The following is a 17622-nucleotide window of genomic DNA, read 5'->3' on the forward strand; positions in this document are numbered from 1 at the left end:
GAATGCGCAGCAGCTCCCTATGATGCTCTTTTATGCACATGCATTGCGCGTGCTGGCGCGCCGATGCATTTTCATTGCAAGGAGCACGCACGCATGTCCAATTCCCCCAACGCGCAAGCCCGTGAAATCCTGTCCGCAGGCACGGCGGCACCGGATTTTTCCTTGCGCGCAACCCCGATCAATCCCTTGCCTTGAGCGAATTGCGCGGACGCCCGGTGGTGCTGGTGTTCTATCCCGCAGACTGGAGCCCGGTGTGCGGTGACGAGCTGGCGGTTTTCAATCAGGCCATGCCCTGTTGAAGGCGAAGAACGCGCAGGTTGTCGGCATCTCGGTGGACAGCGTGTGGTGCCATCAGGCCTTCATCAAGGATCGCAATCTGCATTTCGATCTGCTCGCCGACTTTGAACCCAAGGGCGAGGTCTCGCGCATCTACGGCGCTTATGACGACAAGGCCGGTTCAAGCAAACGAGCGCTCTACGTGATCGATGCCGATGGAAAGATCGCCTGGAGCTACCTCTCACCCGTGGCCGTGAATCCCGGTGTCGATGGCGTCATCGACGCACTCGACAAGCTCGGCCAGAACTCATAACCCATCCCACCAGAGAGAGCCCGAACATGTCAACACTCCACATGCCCGTCAGCGCTGACGATCACGTCGCCGGCAATCCCAAAGCGCCCATCGTGCTGGTTGAATACGGCGACTACCAGTGTCCCGCATGCGGCGCGGCCTACCCACTGGTCCAGCAGATTCAGCAGAAATTTGGCGACGACGTCTGCCTGGTGTTTCGCAACTTCCCACTTGTCGACATGCACCCGCAGGCGCAGAGCGCAGCCGTGGTGGCTGAGTTCGCCGCCAAGCACGGCAAATTCTGGGAAGCGCATGATGCGCTGTATGAAAATCAGCGTTCGCTCGGTGAAAGTTTCTATGTCGAGTTGGTGAACTCGCTCGGGCTCTCGTCCGACGACCTGAAGCAGGCAATGCAAACCGACGCGTTCGAGCAGCGCATTCGCCGCGACATCGACAGCGGCCTGCGCAGCGGCGTGAATGGGACGCCCACGTTCTACGTGAACGGCGAGCGCTTCGACACACCGGGTGGATTCAATGATCTGCCGCAGGTGCTTGAAGAAATGCTGCGACCGACGCGTTGAAGACGGAAAGCCGCCTGACTCTCTCGCTCAACCGTCAGTTCTTGAGCGACGGATAAAGCCTCTCAAGCGCTTCGTCGAGGCAGCGGCGCAGCAGCGTCTGCACGGCCTGCAGATCGGCCTCTGCGGACGGCGCAGGTAGATCCGCCGCTTTTACGGGACTGATGGTTGCCGCGTCGGTGGGCAACTGCGCCTGAATGCGGCTCCACAGCGCCTCCCAATCCGCCTGGTGATGTTCGATTGCCTGCTGGACGGCTGCGTTCCATTGCTGCGGGGCGGATGGCGCGCTGTAGCGGCCCCTGCCCGGCCGAAGTGCGAGATCACCAGATACTTGAGCAAGGCCTGCGATGCGAGCGCGGTGAGATAGTCGCCCGACAGCCGGAAGCGTTGCGACTCCTGATCGAACATCTTGTTGGCGCCCCACGCCGCGCCCGCAAACGTGACCGCGCCGACCAGCGCGCCGACGAGGGCGCCGGTCCCGAGCGTCATGCCACCGGCCATCAGATCGGCACCGAGTCCTGTAGCGGCGCCCGCCGTGAGCGCGCCCCATAGGCTTGCGGCGCGCGGATCGTTGGGCGTGGTGATCTGCAGATCGCTCTTGAGCTGCTGCTGGATCTGGCTGGCCGCATCGCCATCGAGCTGATGCACCCTCAGCAATTGACGCGTGGCATCTGCATCGGCCTTCTGCAGCGTGGCGAGCAGGCGCTTCATGGCCTCGCGCGTTTCGGGCGGCAGCTCTTCCTGCGATGGCCTGAGCTTCTGCTGGATCTTGCCGAGCGCACGTTCCCAGAACCGGGCCTCGCCCTGATGCAGCATTTCCTGCGCGGTTGCCGAGCGAATCAATTGCTCGGCCAGCGCCCTGAGGCTCGACTCCTCGCTCGCGCGCTGGCGTTCTTCACGCGCTGCCAGCAGGCGTTCGTAGGCGGGCAGCTTCGCGGCGGGCAGCAGCGGAGCGATGCTCTGCAACATGCGCCGCTCATGCCACCAACTGCGCGTGAACGCGTCGAGCACCAACACGTCGTGCACCATGCCGCTGAATGGCTGCACTGCCGCGCGCCAGCGCGCGAGGTCGGCAGCGGTCTGCTCGGGCGTGGTGTCGCTGCCGATCTGGTTGAGCAGGATGATCACCGGCTTGTCCATCCATTGCAGGATGCGCATCTCGGCCTCCCAGTAGCCCGCATCCGCCGGATCTTCCGCAGCGTTCACCAGATACAGCATCACGTCGGCGTGATCGCGCGCCGCGACCAAGGCGCGCTGACTCATGTAGAACGGCTTGTCGCGCCAGCGGTCCCAGATGTTGGAGAGAAACCAGCCGAGCGGATTGCCCTGTTGCCTGAGCCGCTCATACAGCCGCACCGAATCGCCAAAACCCGGTGTATCCCAAAGCCAGAGCTGGTCACCTTGCGCATCGGATTGCAGCAGATAGCGCTGCGACTGGCTGGTGACGTGCGCCGCATCCTGGATCTCGCCCACGTCGTCGGCGAGCAGCGTGCGTGTGAGCGAGGTCTTGCCGATGTTGGTGTGCGAGAGCAGGCACCATTGGATCTGGCGGTCGCTGCTCATGCTCGATGAAGTCGTAGTCGCCGGAGTATCGGAAATGTTTTGGTTGGGCATAAAACGATTGATCGTCTGGAACAACTACAGATTACAACGCATCGTGGAATCGAGAGAGCGAAACCGAACACTGACGCGCATCGTGTGCTTCCTACGGGTGTTCATTTAGGGTTGGCGTTTCCTCTCGATGCCAAGAAATTGCGCCCTGCGTCGATTGGGAGATTCAATCCAAATCTGTATCTTCTGACGATACAATTCATATAGCCAGACCGAGCAATGTTCGATGATCAAGTCATTTCGCCACAAAGGCCTGGAAGCGTTTTTCCTTTATGGAACCAAAGCGGGAATTATCCCCGCTCACGCGCCCAGACTAGCGCGACTGCTTTTCAGACTGGACCTTTCCAAAGTGGCGCAGGACATGAATCTTCCGGGCTGGAATCTGCACCCACTGCGTGGGGATCTGACCGAATTTTGGTCAGTATCGGTAAACGGAAACTGGCGAGTGATTTTCTCTTTCGACGGTGAAGACGCCATTCTTGTCGACTACCTCGACTACCACTGAAGACTGAATAGAGAGTTGAAACCATGACAACCCGCATGTCCCATCCCCCGCATCCCGGCATCACGTTGCGTGACGATGTGCTTCCGGCATTGGAACTGACTGTCTCCGCAGCGGCAGAACAATTGGGCATAGGACGGGTCACGCTCTCGCGGGTGCTGCATGGTCACGCGGCGATCTCGCCCGAAATGGCGCTGCGGCTGGAGGCATGGCTCGGCAAGAACCGGGGAGGAGATGCGAGCGTCTGGCTGTCCCAGCAAGCCGCCTATGACATATGGCAGGCGGCAGAACGGCTGAAGAAATCACTCGCGAGAATTAGGCCAGCGCCCGCACCGACCCCAGAGTGATCGTGGCGTGCCTTCACGGCACCCACACCGCCGAAAGCCCCGCATTGCGCACGAACTCCCCCACAGCTCGCGCCGCTCCTGCACGCGTTTCGGAGCGCCGGTGTTGCGCTCGGCGAAGTCCTGCGTCCACAGCCAGATCGCTGCATGCTGGCCCCAGCGCTCGCGGGCGGCTTGCAGCAGTTCGCCGTGGATTTCCGTTTCGGGTGTGGCGGCCATGTTGATGAGCAGCACGGCGGCGGTGTCCTCGCGCTTGCCCGCAACGGATGACGCGGACGGCAGCGCTGCGCCATAGGCCAGCGCGGGCTCGATCACGAGATGCGCGCCCGCGCCATATTGCGTGGCGATCCAGGATTCGATCACCGCCTTGCGCTCGGCGCTGATGTCAAAGCTGTAGGGCAGCACATGCAGGGTGACGGCAAGCCCGCCGAAGTCGCGTTGCAGGTTCTGAAAATAAGGCTGAGTGAGCGGCAACTGCACATGGCGCGCGAGCCACCAGACGCGCACGCCCTGATACAGCGCGAACAGCAGGCGCGGCGCGACCACCAGCATCCCGAGCAGGGCCGTGTAGGCGATCACCCATTGCTTGCCCCATGAGGCGTTGACGAACATCGACCCACCAGCCGCAGGCGCAATCATCACCGCGTTGTGTGAATTCGCGTGACTGCCCGTGCTGTTGACCCAGCCGCGCAGCGATTCGATTTCGGAGAGCGACCAGGGCGGCACGCCGAACAGCCATTGCACCGGCGCGAAAATGAAATTCAGCAGTTGCTGCACGCTCGTGGCCGAGAGAAACGTGCTCTCCCAGCCCACCTGATACTCGTTGGTGAGTCCCGTCATCCACAGCGACAGGAGCGCGCCCAACGCCATCATCGCCGCGCCCAGATGCAGCCACAGCAGCCACTGTGCGTGGCGCGTCCTGGCGCCGACCTGCCACCAGTTGCGCTCGAAGCTCAGCGCCATCTTGCGCAAGCCGCCACCGGCGGCCGGCAGGCGCGCGCGCAGTTTTCCGCGCCAGCCACCCGTCACGGCGTCGCCGGAAGATGCAGCCGACGACGACGCATTCGCAGCCTGAAGCACCACGGGTGCGCTGCGTCGGGGGCGCAAAACCGAGCGCACCGCGCTCACCAGCATCCACGCATAGACCAGCAGATTCCACAGCACGATGCCCAGCAGCGAAGGCGCGAGCAAGTCCACGCGATGCGGGTTGGTGATGCGATGCATGGCAAAGCCGGTCACCAGCGCGCCCGCGAGCACGGCGAACGGCACCCAGCGCGCCAGGCCGGGCGCGTGTTTCCAGACCTGGCGGATCTCCTCGGGCAACTGGCTCGCGGCAATGATGCGCTGCGCCCGCTGCTCCACGAAGGCCAGGAACTGCTCGCGACTGGCCGAGCCGCCCCTGGTGTTCGGGTTGCCGATGGCATGCAGGGTGTCCTGCGTGATTGCGGCGCAGCGCTCGGCACTGGGCAGTGCCTCGTTGGGGGCGGCGGTTTCGATGGCGTAGGCCAGAAGGATGTCGCGTGCGGAGCTGGAATGCATGGATTGATGTTACCCGCTGGCCCGCCGTCCGGATCAAGGGGCATTCGGCCTACACGCGCGAGCCGGTTGGCACGGGTTTTTACTTATGCGTTTTTATTATTTGTGAATCACATTCTTGATGATTCAGAATTTGCATTGAGCATAGTCAACAACCCACGATGGAACTCCGACAACTCGAAGCCTTTGCCGCGGTCATGTCCACGGGCAGCGTTACCGCAGCCGGTCGGGTGCTGGGCCGCTCGCAACCCGCCGTCACGCGTCTGGTTCAGGAACTCGAAGCCGCCATCGGCTACCCGCTGTTCAGCCGCAACGGCCCGCGCGTCTCGCCCACCGAGCAGGCATTTCTGCTGTTCGAGGATGTCGAGCATGCGCTGCAAAGCCTTCAGCAGATTCGCCGCCGTGCGAAGGAAATCGAACATGGCGTGGCGCGGCCGCTGCACGTGCTCGCGACCTCGGCGCTCGCGGCCGGGCTGATTCCCGCGGCGCTCGCGCTGCTCGAAAAGCGTGGCGACAGTGCTGCCGCAGCGCAGATCCAGTTGCGCAGCGCGTCCCCGAGCGGGTGGCGCAAGGCGTGCTGACGGGCGCAGCGCACATGGGCGTGACCAGTCTTCCGCTCGAGCATCGCGGGTTGCAGGTGCACTGGCTTGCCGAGGCTCCGTGCGTTGCCGTGCTACCCGAGCAGGATCCGCTGGCGCGTGGTTCCACCGTCGCGCTCGCCGACCTCGCGCAGCGGCGCGTCATCACCCTGGCGAATCCCTATCGCCTGCTCGGTCGGCTCGACGAAGCGTTTGCCGCAGCCGGCGGTAAGTCCGGCGTGGGCACGCGCCCGTTCATCAACACCAATTCATCCGTCAATGCCATGGCCGCCGTGCGCGCCGGACTGGGCGTCTCGGTGCTCGAGCCGGTCAGCGCGCTCGGCCTGCCGCTCTCGGGCGTGGTGGTGCGTGCCATCGACACTCATATTCCATTCCTGTTCGGCGTGGTGTCACCGCAGACCGCGCCCATCACTGCCGCGATGCAGGCGCTCATTGGCGCACTGGCCGAGGCCGCGCAGGCCCTGCTGCCGGGCTTTGTGCGCCACGACGCCGCGCGGCATGCCGAATTGCTGCTGCAAAGCGCCGCGCCGCTTGCTGCCCATCACGAACAGGAAGAAGCAGAGATCTCCCATGACTCCACCGACCGCCGCCCCGCCGCACGGACTCGAACAACTCGAAGCGCGCGTTGCCCAGGATCTCGCGTGGCTCGACCTGCCCGCGAAGAACTGGCTGCCGGACACCGAGGTGAACGGCCAGCCGGTGCTGCCCGTTGCCATCATCGGCGCTGGCATGGGCGGTCTCGCGACCTCTGCCGCGCTCCAGTTCCTCGGCGTGCGTGCGCCGATCTTCGACCGCGCGCCTGCGGGCCTTGAAGGCCCATGGGCCACGACCGCGCGCATGGAAACGCTGCGCTCGCCCAAGTCGCTCACCGGTCCCGCGCTCGGCAAACCGTCGCTCACCTTTCGCGCCTGGTTCGAATCGCAATTCGGCACCGATGCCTGGGAACAGCTCGACAAGATTCCGCGCCTGCAATGGATGGACTATCTGCGCTGGTATCGCAAGGTGCTGGCGCTCGAGGTGCACAACCAGCACACGCTGCTGTCGGTGCTGCCGCGCGGTGCCGATGGCGTGGTGCAGCTCGACCTCGAGACGCCGGACGGACCGCGCCGGGTGCTCGCGCGTCACGTGGTGCTGGCCACGGGACGCGATGGCCTGGGCGGCGCCTGGGTTCCGCCCATCGCCGACAATTTGCCACGCCGGGCATGGGCGCATTCGTCCGATGAAATGGACTACGGCATGCTCAAGGGCAAGCGGGTTGGCGTCGTTGGCGCGGGTGCCTCGGCCATGGACAGCGCGGCCACGGCGCTGGAGAGCGGCGCCGCGAGCGTCGATCTGCTGATCCGCCGTAGCGACATTCCGCGCGTCAACAAGGGCAAGGGAGCGGGCAGTCCGGGGCTCACGCACGGTCATCTGAATCTGCCCGACGCGTGGAAGTGGAAGATCCGCCACTACATCAACGTGCAGCAGGTGCCGCCGCCGCGTGGCAGCACCCTGCGCGTATCGCGCCATGAAAATGCGCGCTTCAATCTGGGCACGCAGATTCTCGATCTGCAATGGACGAACGACGAGATCCGCGCGGTCACCAACAAGGGCGTTTTCCGTTTCGACTTCCTGATCTTCTCGACCGGCTTTCGCATCGACTGGAGCCAGCGTCCCGAATTCGCGAAGCTGGCTCCGCACGTGCGCGCATGGAAGGATCGCTTCACGCATCCCGCAGGCGAGGAAGACCAGGAACTGGCCGACTCGCCCGATCTCGGGCCCGCGTTCGAGCTCATGGAAAAAGTCCCCGGCGCATGCCCGGGCCTCTCGCGCGTGCACGTGTTCGCGTATCCCGCCGCGCTCTCGCAGGGCACGATCTCGGGCGACATTCCCGCAGTGAGTGTGGGTGCGCAGCGCATCGCGCAGGGCATCGCGGGAACGCTGTATGCCGAAGACATCGAATGGCACTACGACAATCTCCAGACCTTCGAGGAACCCGAGGTCTTCGGCGATGAGTGGACGCCCGCCGAGCCGCCGCCACAAGAGGCCGCAACATGACCGGCTGGCTCATCCGTCGCCTGACGCAGGCGATTCTCGTGGTGCTGTTGATGACCGTGATCGTCTTCATCGGCCTGCATGCCATCGGCAATCCCGTGGACATCCTGATCGGCCAGGATGTGGACCAGATCGAGCGCGCGCGCATCATCGCCGAACTCGGTCTCGATCAGCCGCTGTGGCGCCAGTATCTCGGCTTTCTGAACGGCGCGTTGCACGGCAATCTGGGCACGAGCTTCGTCTACAACGTACCGGCGATCCAGCTCATTTTGCAGCGCCTTCCCGCCACGCTCGAACTCGCCGTGGCCGCTCTGCTGCTGGCGGTGCTGATCGGCGTGCCGCTGGGCCTGTTCGCGGGGCTGTATCCCGACAACGCGTTCGCCAAGACCATCATGGCGGGCAGCATCGTGGGCTTTTCGCTGCCCACGTTCTGGGTCGGCCTCATGCTCATCATGGCGTTCAGCGTGACGCTGGGCTGGCTGCCAGCCAGCGGGCGCGGCGACACCGTCGAAGTGCTCGGCGCGCAATGGTCGTTCCTGACGGCCAACGGCCTCAAGCACATGCTGCTTCCGGCGATCAACCTGTCGCTGTTCAAGATCTCACTCGTGATCCGCCTCACGCGTGCCGGAGTGCGCGAGGTGCTGCCGCTGGATTTCGTGAAGTTTGCGCGCGCCAAGGGCCTGTCGCCGCTGCGCGTGATCGGCGTGCATGTGTTGCGCAACACCATGATTCCGCTGGTCACCGTGCTGGGTCTTGAGCTGGGCTCGACGATTGCGTTCGCCGTGGTCACCGAAAGCATCTTCTCGTGGCCCGGCGCGGGCAAGCTGATTCTGGACAGCATCAACGCGCTCGACCGGCCCGTGATCGTGTCCTACCTGGTGGTCGTGGTGTGCCTGTTCGTCACGCTCAACCTCATCGTCGACATTCTCTACAAGGTGCTCGATCCGCGTGTGCGCCTGGAGGGAGCAGCATGAGCCAGCGCGTCACCCAGCCATCGTCCGTCACGCCGCCCGCCGTGCCCGCCAGACAGGCATCGCCATGGCGCGAACACCTGCGCGATTTCTTCGAGTCGCGCCTTGCGGTGTTCGGCCTCGTCGTCGCCGTGCTGCTGATCCTCGCCGCGCTGCTTGCGCCGTGGATCACGCCGCAGAATCCCTACGACCTGATGCAGCTCGACGTGATGGATGCGCGCCTCAAGCCCGGCACGATGAACGGGCTCGAAACCTTCCGCTACATGCTCGGCACCGACGGCCAGGGCCGCGACCTGTATTCGGCGATTCTCTACGGCCTGCGCATCAGCCTGATCGTCGGCGTCGGCTCGGCGTTGATCGCGGGCGTCATCGGCACGCTGCTTGGCCTGCTCGCGGCCTACGCGGGCGGCAGGATCGACGCGGTCATCATGCGCCTCGTCGACCTGATCCTGTCGTTTCCGTCGATCCTCGTCGCGATGATGATCCTCGCCTGGCTCGGCAAGGGTGTCGGCAATGTGGTGCTCACGCTGGTGATTCTCGAATGGGCCTACTACGCGCGCACCGCACGCGGCCAGGCGCTTGTCGAGCGCCGCAAGGAATACGTCGAGGCCGCGCAATGCCAGGACATTCCGAACTGGCGCATCATGGTCCGGCACATCCTGCCCAACTGCCTGCCGCCGCTGATCGTCATCGGCACGCTGCAGATCGCGCGCGCCATCACGCTCGAGGCCACGCTGAGCTTTCTGGGTCTCGGCGTGCCGGTCACCGAGCCATCGCTCGGCCTGCTGATCTCCAACGGCTACCAGTACATGCTCTCGGGCGAATACTGGATCAGCTTCTATCCCGGGATTGCGCTGCTCATCACCATCGTCGCGATCAATCTGGTGGGCGACCGCCTGCGCGACGTCCTGAATCCGAGGAACGTGAAATGAACGGCACGACCCCCACTCCCGTGCCGACCCTGGAAGTGCGCCATCTGCGCACCGTGTTCGACACCCGCGCGGGCATGCTCAAGGCCGTGGACGACGTGTCGTTCACCATCGGACGCGGCCGCATTCTGGGGCTCGTCGGCGAATCGGGATCGGGCAAATCCGTGACCGGCTTTTCGATCATGGGTCTGGTCGATCCACCGGGCCGCGTGGCCGGTGGCGAGATTCTGTTTCAGGGACGCGACCTCACGAAGATGTCGCCACGTGAGCTGCGTGCGCTACAGGGCAACCGCATCGCGATGATCTTCCAGGATCCGATGATGACGCTGAACCCCGTGCTGCGCGTCGATACGCAAATGACCGAGGCGGTGCAGGCGCACGCCAGGGTCAGCAAGGACGCCGCGCGCGAACGCTCGCGCGAGACGCTCGCCATGATGGGCATTCCGAGCCCCGATGAGCGCCTGCTGGCCTATCCACACCAGCTCTCGGGCGGCATGCGCCAGCGCGTGGCCATCGCGATTGCGATGCTGCACCGGCCCGACCTGATCATCGCGGACGAGCCCACCACCGCGCTCGACGTGACGATCCAGGCGCAGATCCTGTCCGAAGTGCAGAAGCTCGTGCAGCAGCAGGGAACCTCGCTGATCTGGATTACGCACGACCTGTCGGTGGTGGCCGGGCTCGCGGACGAGATGGCCGTGATGTATGCGGGCCGCATCGTCGAACAAGGCAGCGTGGACGCGGTGCTTGATCATCCGCTGCACCCCTACACCGCCGGTCTGATCGGCAGCCTGCCGAGCAACAACCGGCGCGGACAGCGGCTGCACCAGATTCCCGGCATGACGCCCAATCTGCTGCATCTGCCGGAGGGATGCGCCTTTGCCGCGCGTTGCCCGCGTGTCGGCAGTGCATGCGCGGCGCAGCCCGGGTTGACCGAGCCGCTGCCGGGCAGGCAGGTGCGCTGCTTCTACCCCGCCGTGCAAGGAACCCAGGCATGAAACCGGCGCAAGAGCCATCCTCCGAGCAGCAAACTCCGGCGTTCGCGCCCGTGGTCGAACTCAAGGGCGTCAGCAAACGCTTTGGCGAACACAGTGACGGCATCGTGAGCCGCGCGCTGCAAGGCATCGGCCTTGAAAAGCCGACGCCAATCACGCGCGCGGTGGACAGGGTCGATCTCATCGTGAAGCCCGGCGAAGTCGTCGGTCTCGTGGGTGAATCGGGCTGCGGCAAATCGACGCTGGGCCGCATGGCGGCGGGGCTGCTGCCGCCGTCGGACGGCGAGGTGCTGCTCCATGGCCGCCATTTCGCGGGCATGACGTCAGCGGAAAAACATGCCGCACGTCTTTCCGTGCAGATGATCTTCCAGAACCCGTATGCGAGCCTGAACCCGCGTCTGCGCGTCGACGAGATCGTGGGCGAGGCCGCGCGCATTCACGGCCTCGTGGATCGCGCGGGGTTTGACGACTACGTCTGTGCGCAGCTCGAACGCGCGGGGCTCGACCCCGCGCTGCGCAGCCGTTACCCGCATCAGTTCAGCGGCGGCCAGCGCCAGCGCATCGGCATTGCGCGCGCGCTCGCGGTGCAGCCATCGATGCTGGTGTGCGATGAGGCGGTGGCGGCACTCGACGTGTCGATACAGGCGCAGATCCTCAATCTGTTCATGGATCTGCGCGAGCAGTTGAACCTCACCTACCTGTTCATCAGCCATGACCTCGGCGTGGTCGAACACGTCTCGGACCGCGTGGTGGTGATGTACCTCGGGCGCATCATCGAATCGGCCGCCGTCGAGGAACTGTTCGCACGCCCCAACCATCCGTACACGCAGGCGCTGCTCGCCGAAGTGCCTGACATGAAGGCACGCCACAAGCGCTATTCCGCCATCAAGGGCGAGATTCCGAGCCCACTGAATCCGCCGAGCGGCTGCCATTTTCATCCGCGCTGTCCGCACGCCATGCCGCGCTGCGCCGTCGAGGCCCGCAGCTCAAGGGCATTGCCATCCACCACTTCAGCGCCTGCCATCTCAACGACGTGGCGAGTGCCTGAACCGCACTCAAACCGATCTCATTCGATTCCATTTCAAAAGGAGCCTGCCATGAAACGCATCATTCTCTCCACCCTCGCCTCCGCGCTGCTGTCCGCCGGAATGGCCGCGCAGGCGCAAAACCTCAACATCGCATTTGCCGACCCGCTGTCCTCGCTCGACCCGCAACTCAACAACCATGCGGGGGATCGCTCCGTCGATCTGCACTTCTGGGATCTGCTGGTCCAGAACAACTACAACAAGCTGCAGCCTGGCCTCGCCGAGAGCTGGAAGAACCTCGATCCCAAGACCTGGGAATTCAGGCTTCGCAAGGACGTGAAGTGGCAGGACGGCAAGCCCTTCACCGCCGATGACGTCATCTTCTCGTACCAGCGTGCGCGCGCCGTGCCCGGCAGCGTGGCGACGTTCGCCGGCTATTTGCGCACGGTGGAATCGGTCACCGCGAAGGACCCGCACACCCTCGTCATCAAGACCCACATTCCCAATCCCGATCTGCCGCTGAACCTCGCGTCCGTGCACATCGTGAGCAAGCATGTGGGCGAGAAATCCTCCACCGAGGACTACAACGCAGGCAAGGCCGTCGTCGGCACCGGTCCCTACAAATGGGTGTCGTACACGCCGGGTGACCGTGTCGTGATGGAGCGCAGCAGCAGTTACTGGGGCGACAAGCCGATCTGGGAAAAGGTGAACTACCGCTACATGAACAACGCCGCCGCGCGCACCGCTGCGCTGCTGTCGGGCGACGTGGACGTGATCGACAAGGTCTCGGTCTCGGATCTTGCGCGCCTGAAGAATGCCGCCAACGTGACCGTCTATCCCTACGATGGCCTGCGCGTGATGCTGCTGCAACCCACCTTCAATCCCGCGCAGAACCAGTACATCACGGACAACGCGGGCAAGCCTCTCGCCAAGAACCCGCTGCTGGACCAGCGCGTGCGCGAAGCGCTGAGCCTCGCGATCAATCGCGGCGCAATCACCAGCCGCATCCTGCAGGACGCCGCGACCGAGGCCAACCAGTGGATGCCCAAGGGCACCTTCGGCTACAACCCGGACATCAGGAACATCCCGTTCGACGCGGCCCGAGCCAAGAAGCTGCTGGCCGACGCGGGCTTCCCGGAAGGCTTCAAGCTGACCATGCACGTGCCCAACGACCGCTATCCACAAGGCCCCGAGACCGCGCAGGCGGTCGCCCAGTTCTGGACGCGCATCGGCGTGAAGACGCAGGTCGAGGTCGTGCCGTGGGCCGTGTATTCGGGCCGTGCCAACAAGAACGAATACGCGATGAGCATGCTCGCCTGGGGCAACGGTACGGGCGAGGCGAGCTATGCGCTCGTGAACGTCCTGGCGACCGTGGACGGCAAGAAGGGCCTCGGCGCATCGAACTGGGGACACTATTCCAACCCGGCCGTGGACAAGGCACTGGAGCAGTCCACCGAAGAGTTCGATGCGGCCAAGCGCGAGGCGATTCTGCGGCAGTCGGCCAAGACGGTGTCGGACGACGTGGGCGTGATTCCGCTGTTCCACTACCGCAATGTCTGGGCCGCCAAGAAGGGCCTCAAGGTCACGCCCGTTTCCAGTGACCGCACCACGGCAATGATGGTCACCAAGGTCGCTCCGTAATGAGCCGCCTGCAGGTCGCGGTCACGCCCGCTGACGCCCTGATCGACGAGCCCAGGCGCATCGTCGTCGGTGGCGCGGAACCCGGCTCGGTCATCGGAATCGACACGCAGACCGGGCGCAGCGGCGTGGTGTGGCGCAGCCATGCGCGCTACCGCGCCGATGCGCGTGGCGAGGTCGATCTCGCACGGGCCGAGCCGCTTGAAGGCAGCCGTTATGCGCATGCCGATGGCATGGGCCTGATCTGGTCGCAGTCGCCCGTGGATTCCAGAAGCCGTGAGCTGTTCAACAGCCCGGTGACGGATGCGTTGGTCACCACCATCAGCGCGCATGACGTGAGCGAAGGCAACGGCGACACGCCGCATGTCGAGGCCACACTCATTCAGCGTCTCGTCGCACCGGGCGTGACGCGCCGCGAGGTGCGCGAGGAGGGTCTCGTGGGAACGCTCTATCTGCCTGCGGGCGAGGGGCCGCATCCGGCGGTGATGATTCTCAATGGCTCGGGCGGCGGCATCAACGAGCCGCGCGCCGCGCTCTATGCTTCGCGCGGATTCGCGGCGCTGGCGCTGGCGTATTTCAAGGCCCGGGGCTGTCGGAGTACATCTCCAACACGCCGCTCGAATACTTCCAGAAGGGCCTTCGGTGGATGCGCCGGAATCTGCGTCCGAAGAACGACTTCGTCGCGGTGAGCGGTCAGTCGCGCGGCGGCGAACTCGCGTTGCTGCTCGGCGCCACCTTCCCAAGGGAAGTAAACGCCGTCGTGGCCTACGTGCCCAGCGCGTTCGTGCACAGCGGCCAGAACGCCAGCGACCCCCGCGTCGGTCGCGAAGGCCCGACCTGGCTGCTCGATGGTCAGCCGCTCAGGCATTGGTGGGAGGGCAACCGCACCGCAAGCTGGAAACCGTTCGACGAAGGTCCCGAGCCCCATCGCCATGACCGCGCGATGCGCACCGCGTTGCAGGACCCCGAAACGATTGCGCGCGCCCGCATTCCCGTGGAGAACATCGAAGGCCCCGTGATGCTGTTGTCGGGCACCGACGATGGCTCATGGCCGTCGAGCACCTTCTCGGCCATCGTGCGCGACCGGCTCGCCGAGGTGAGGCATCCGCACGACGTGCAGTGGCTCGACTACGAGGGTGCCGGACACTCGATCCTGTTTCCCTACGTACCCACGACGCAGCATGTCTACGCCCACCCGGTATCGGGCAAGGTGAGCACCAGCGGCGGCAATGACCGCGACAACGCCCGCGCAGACGCCGAATCCTGGCCCGCCGTACTGCGCTTTCTGCGCGGCGCGGTCGAGGCGCATGCGCGCGCCCGCACCTGAGCCATCACAACACACCCGAGCAAGGAGTCATTACATGGCAGACCATCCTTCAACCCACAAGCCGAGCCACGACCTCGTCGATCACATCGTCGGCCTCAGGCCCGGCGGCCGTACCTATGAAGTGCGCCACCAGCGCGAGAAAGTGGTTGCGGCCACGCAGGGCAGCTACGACGCGCTGTTCGATCCGCATCTGCCCGACCTGTCGCTCACCGAGCGACTGCTCGTGGCCTTGCATGCCTGCGTTCTGACACCTGCGCCGGAACTGGCGGCGCACTACCGCGCGCGTCTCGTCACCGATGGTTGCGACGCGGCGTTGATCCAGTTCGCCGAATCCGCTGCGCACGAAACCGCATCGAGCAACGCACGTCTCAATGCCATGTTGACGTTCACGCGCACGCTGATCGAAGACCCGGTCGAAGGTGACAAGGCGGCGCTGCTCGCGCTGCCCGCCGCCGGCATCAGCACACCGGCCGTGGTGGCGCTGTCGCAGTTGATCGCATTCCTGTCGTATCAGGTTCGTCTCGTCGCCGGTCTCAAGGCGATGAAGGCATCCGAAGAAGAGGAGACCCACGCATGAGCACGCCCGCCGCATTCAAGCCCGAACGCATCATTCAATCGCACGGCTTCACCAACGCATCACTCGAATGGGACGCATGGCTCGACGTGGTGGACGTGGACAAGGCCACGCCCGCGCAGATCGCCGTTCTGGAGGAAAGCCACCCGAAGGCCAAGACCAGCGACTACTACCTGCTCCTTGTGCACCAGCCCGAGATCCTGCGCCAGCGCTCGACCGCGTTCAACGCGATCATGTATGCGCCGGGCGGGCTCTCGCGCGCGGAACGCGAGCTGGGCGCGACCGTGGTCTCGCGCATCAACGGCTGCGTGTATTGCGCATCGGTGCATGCGCAGCGCTTCGAGCAGTTGGCCAAGCGTGCCGACGTGATCGGGCAGGTGTTCGATGAACCGCGCGGCGCCGGCACGACGGCTCGCGAGAAGGCCATCGCCGCGTTCTCGGTGAAGATCACCGAATCGCCGTCAGCGCTGAATGCCGCCGACATCGATGCACTGAAAAGCGAAGGCATGAACGAAGCCGAAATTCTCGATCTGCTGCATTCGGATGCAATCTTTGCCTGGGCGAACCGGTTGATGCTGAATCTGGGCGAGCCGGTTTTTCCCGAAGGTTCCTGAGCGCGTCGCAGACCGTCGCTCAACACGGCAGCAGATACTCCGCGCCCCAAACGTCGGCCAAAGCCCGGGCCTTTTGCAGCCGCACCGGCCCCGATTCAAAGTCGAGCACACGAATGAGATCGGCATGCGCGGGGCGCACCGGCAGCTCGCGCGTGCGCGCATCGGTCATCAGCCAGAGCCACGCCTGCATGCCGCGCGCTGCCTGCGCGGCCAGCAGATCGTCCGCGCAGGACAGCGCTTCGGACAGCGGTGTTCCACCACCGCCGCCGATGGGCGCGATCAGCCAGTCATCGCTCCACGCTCCGGCCTTGCAGGGCGCGAGCCGCAATTGCACGCCATCGCCTCCGAGGCTGATCAGCGCCACATGCTCACGGCGTTGGTAGGCCTCGCGGAACAGATCCAGCAGCACGCCCTTGGCGCGCGCGAGCCCGCCGCCCATCACCATCGACGACGAGCAATCGAGCACCACACAGTGCAGACGGCCTGAGACGGGATTCAGGTCACGGAAACGCAGGTGTTCCGCCGTCAACGCCCGCGCGCCACGCGCAGCCAGCGTGCGCGGCCAATCGACGCCGGTGGACGTTCGCGTAGACCGGCCGGGCTCGCAGTGATCATGAAGCGGTGGTTCCGCCCCCTTGGCGTGCGACGCGCGGGCCGACTCGGGCAGTGGCGCGGCGCGGGGGCTCAGGCTTTTTTTGCGAGCGACTCTCCCGGGCGCGGTGGCTCCCTCATCCACCGGGAAGCTGTTTCGCTGCGCGCCACGCCCACGGGCTGCGGCGGCATATGGCCCCAATCGTCCTGCGCCGAAGGCTGGTCGCGCGCGGACGACTCCCGCGCATGCTCCGGCGACGCGGATGACGACGGCGGTGACGCGGACGACACACCACGCGAAGCCGCACCGGCCTTGCGACGATGGACCAGCGCCCACTCCGCCACCGCGTGCACGTGCTCGGGCAGCACCTCGGGCGCATTGCTCCAGGCCGCATAGGCCCGGGCCGCGCGCAGCAGCACGATGTCCCCACGCATGCCGTCTACCTGCGCGGCAACGCACAGCTCGCCTGCCGATTGCAGCACCGCGTCGCTCCACGGCAGTTCGCCTTCGGCCGCAAGACGCCGCCGCGCCTCGCCCAGGCGGTCGGCCAACCGCTGCTGCTCGTCCGCATGTTGCGCACGGAACGCCGCAGGATTTGCGTCGAACGCAAGGCGCGCGCGCACGATGCTCTGGCGCAGCGCGACGTCGCCCACATTCGACAGATGCACGCACAGCCCCATGCGGTCGAGCAGTTGCGGGCGCAACATGCCTTCCTCGGGATTCATCGTGCCGACCAGCACGAAGCGCGCGGCATGACTGTGCGATATGCCGTCGCGCTCGATCACGTTGACGCCGCTGGCGGCGGCATCGAGCAGCACATCGACCAGTGCGTCGGGCAACAGGTTGATCTCATCCACGTAGAGCACGCCGCCGTGCGCGCGCGCCAGCAGACCCGGCGCGAAGCGCAGCTCGCTCATCGAGAGCGCGGCCTGTAGATCGAGCGTGCCGACCACATGCTCCCGCGTTGCGCCAAGCGGCAGGGTCACGAACGGCGCGTCCGGCAGCAGTTCGGCAAGTGCGCGCGCGCCGGTCGATTTCGCGGTGCCGCGCGGCCCCTGAACCAGCACGCCGCCGATGCGCGGGTCTATCGCCGCCAGCAGCAGCGCGGTGCGCAAACCGGCCTGTCCGGCGATGGCCGCAAACGGAAACAACGGTAGCGCGGGCGGCGACTGCGCCATGATCGCG

Annotated in this window: 15 protein-coding genes and 4 pseudogenes; 14 read left to right on the forward strand and 5 right to left on the reverse strand. The window is 65.2% G+C overall.

Annotated features, from left to right (window positions below):
• Positions 1 to 224: 224 nt before the first annotated feature.
• Both H9K75_RS12320 and H9K75_RS12325 read left to right on the forward strand, forming a co-directional pair.
• Positions 225 to 589: pseudogene (locus tag H9K75_RS12320) on the forward strand (redoxin domain-containing protein).
• A gap of 26 nt (positions 590 to 615) precedes the next feature.
• The gene (locus H9K75_RS12325) at positions 616 to 1149 is read left to right on the forward strand and encodes a DsbA family protein (protein ID WP_187722901.1); all 534 of its coding nucleotides are present in this window, start codon (positions 616 to 618) and stop codon (positions 1147 to 1149) included.
• A gap of 34 nt (positions 1150 to 1183) precedes the next feature.
• Here H9K75_RS12325 and H9K75_RS23910 read toward each other — a convergent pair whose 3' ends face one another.
• Together H9K75_RS23910 and H9K75_RS12330 are read right to left on the reverse strand one after the other, a co-directional pair.
• On the reverse strand, positions 1184 to 1333 hold the full coding sequence (locus H9K75_RS23910) for a hypothetical protein (RefSeq protein WP_226858120.1): 150 nt from the start codon (positions 1331 to 1333) through the stop codon (positions 1184 to 1186).
• Complete coding sequence (locus tag H9K75_RS12330) at positions 1300 to 2760, reverse strand: DUF3482 domain-containing protein (RefSeq protein WP_226858121.1); 1461 nt, start codon at positions 2758 to 2760, stop codon at positions 1300 to 1302. Before H9K75_RS12330 ends, H9K75_RS23910 begins: the two co-directional genes overlap by 34 nt.
• A gap of 223 nt (positions 2761 to 2983) precedes the next feature.
• Between H9K75_RS12330 and H9K75_RS12335 the strand changes: the two genes are divergently transcribed.
• Together H9K75_RS12335 and H9K75_RS12340 are read left to right on the forward strand one after the other, a co-directional pair.
• A complete protein-coding gene (locus tag H9K75_RS12335) occupies positions 2984 to 3262 on the forward strand; it encodes a type II toxin-antitoxin system RelE/ParE family toxin (protein WP_187722902.1) in 279 nt (92 codons plus the stop codon).
• A 35-nt stretch (positions 3263 to 3297) separates the two neighbouring features.
• Positions 3298 to 3606 (forward strand): HigA family addiction module antitoxin, encoded by a 309-nt coding sequence (locus H9K75_RS12340; RefSeq protein WP_226858122.1) that lies wholly within the window; start codon positions 3298 to 3300, stop codon positions 3604 to 3606.
• Here H9K75_RS12340 and H9K75_RS12345 read toward each other — a convergent pair.
• Positions 3562 to 5142 carry a DUF2868 domain-containing protein gene (locus H9K75_RS12345; protein ID WP_226858123.1) on the reverse strand — a complete coding sequence of 527 codons (1581 nt, stop codon included), beginning with the start codon at positions 5140 to 5142 and terminating at the stop codon, positions 3562 to 3564. The genes H9K75_RS12340 and H9K75_RS12345 overlap by 45 nt on opposite strands.
• A gap of 158 nt (positions 5143 to 5300) precedes the next feature.
• Between H9K75_RS12345 and H9K75_RS12350 the strand changes: the two are divergent.
• The 10 genes and pseudogenes from H9K75_RS12350 to H9K75_RS12395 form a co-directional block, all read left to right on the forward strand.
• A pseudogene (locus H9K75_RS12350) lies at positions 5301 to 6250 on the forward strand (LysR family transcriptional regulator); the annotation flags it as partial.
• 58 nt (positions 6251 to 6308) lie between these two features.
• Positions 6309 to 7775 carry an FAD/NAD(P)-binding protein gene (locus H9K75_RS12355; RefSeq protein ID WP_187722904.1) on the forward strand — a complete coding sequence of 489 codons (1467 nt, stop codon included), beginning with the start codon at positions 6309 to 6311 and terminating at the stop codon, positions 7773 to 7775.
• Positions 7772 to 8746: an ABC transporter permease gene (locus tag H9K75_RS12360; protein ID WP_187722905.1), complete on the forward strand. Its 975-nt coding sequence runs from the start codon at positions 7772 to 7774 to the stop codon at positions 8744 to 8746. Before H9K75_RS12355 ends, H9K75_RS12360 begins: the two co-directional genes overlap by 4 nt.
• Entirely contained in the window at positions 8743 to 9675 is a 933-nt protein-coding gene (locus H9K75_RS12365) for an ABC transporter permease (protein ID WP_187722906.1), read from the forward strand. Before H9K75_RS12360 ends, H9K75_RS12365 begins: the two co-directional genes overlap by 4 nt.
• Complete coding sequence (locus H9K75_RS12370; RefSeq protein WP_187722907.1) at positions 9672 to 10670, forward strand: ABC transporter ATP-binding protein; 999 nt, start codon at positions 9672 to 9674, stop codon at positions 10668 to 10670. The genes H9K75_RS12365 and H9K75_RS12370 overlap by 4 nt, the downstream gene beginning before the upstream one ends.
• Positions 10667 to 11715: pseudogene (locus H9K75_RS12375) on the forward strand (ABC transporter ATP-binding protein). Before H9K75_RS12370 ends, H9K75_RS12375 begins: the two are co-directional and overlap by 4 nt.
• Before the next feature lie 49 nt (positions 11716 to 11764).
• Positions 11765 to 13333 (forward strand): ABC transporter substrate-binding protein, encoded by a 1569-nt coding sequence (locus H9K75_RS12380; RefSeq protein ID WP_187722909.1) that lies wholly within the window; start codon positions 11765 to 11767, stop codon positions 13331 to 13333.
• Positions 13333 to 14657 (forward strand): annotated as a pseudogene (locus tag H9K75_RS12385) (acyl-CoA thioester hydrolase/BAAT C-terminal domain-containing protein). The gene H9K75_RS12380 and the pseudogene H9K75_RS12385 overlap by 1 nt, the downstream one beginning before the upstream one ends.
• Positions 14658 to 14691: 34 nt before the next feature.
• On the forward strand, positions 14692 to 15234 hold the full coding sequence (locus H9K75_RS12390; protein ID WP_187722911.1) for a CMD domain-containing protein: 543 nt from the start codon (positions 14692 to 14694) through the stop codon (positions 15232 to 15234).
• Positions 15231 to 15845: a peroxidase-related enzyme gene (locus H9K75_RS12395; RefSeq protein WP_187722912.1), complete on the forward strand. Its 615-nt coding sequence runs from the start codon at positions 15231 to 15233 to the stop codon at positions 15843 to 15845. Before H9K75_RS12390 ends, H9K75_RS12395 begins: the two co-directional genes overlap by 4 nt.
• 19 nt (positions 15846 to 15864) lie before the next feature.
• Here H9K75_RS12395 and H9K75_RS12400 read toward each other — a convergent pair whose 3' ends face one another.
• Together H9K75_RS12400 and H9K75_RS12405 are read right to left on the reverse strand one after the other, a co-directional pair.
• Complete coding sequence (locus H9K75_RS12400) at positions 15865 to 16581, reverse strand: vWA domain-containing protein (RefSeq protein ID WP_226858124.1); 717 nt, start codon at positions 16579 to 16581, stop codon at positions 15865 to 15867.
• Positions 16530 to 17615, reverse strand: a complete 1086-nt coding sequence (locus H9K75_RS12405) for an ATP-binding protein (RefSeq protein WP_449757734.1) — start codon at positions 17613 to 17615, stop codon at positions 16530 to 16532. The genes H9K75_RS12400 and H9K75_RS12405 overlap by 52 nt, the downstream gene beginning before the upstream one ends.
• Positions 17616 to 17622: the final 7 nt, after the last annotated feature.

This window comes from Diaphorobacter aerolatus (assembly GCF_014489535.1).
Taxonomy (GTDB): domain Bacteria; phylum Pseudomonadota; class Gammaproteobacteria; order Burkholderiales; family Burkholderiaceae_C; genus Diaphorobacter_A; species Diaphorobacter_A aerolatus.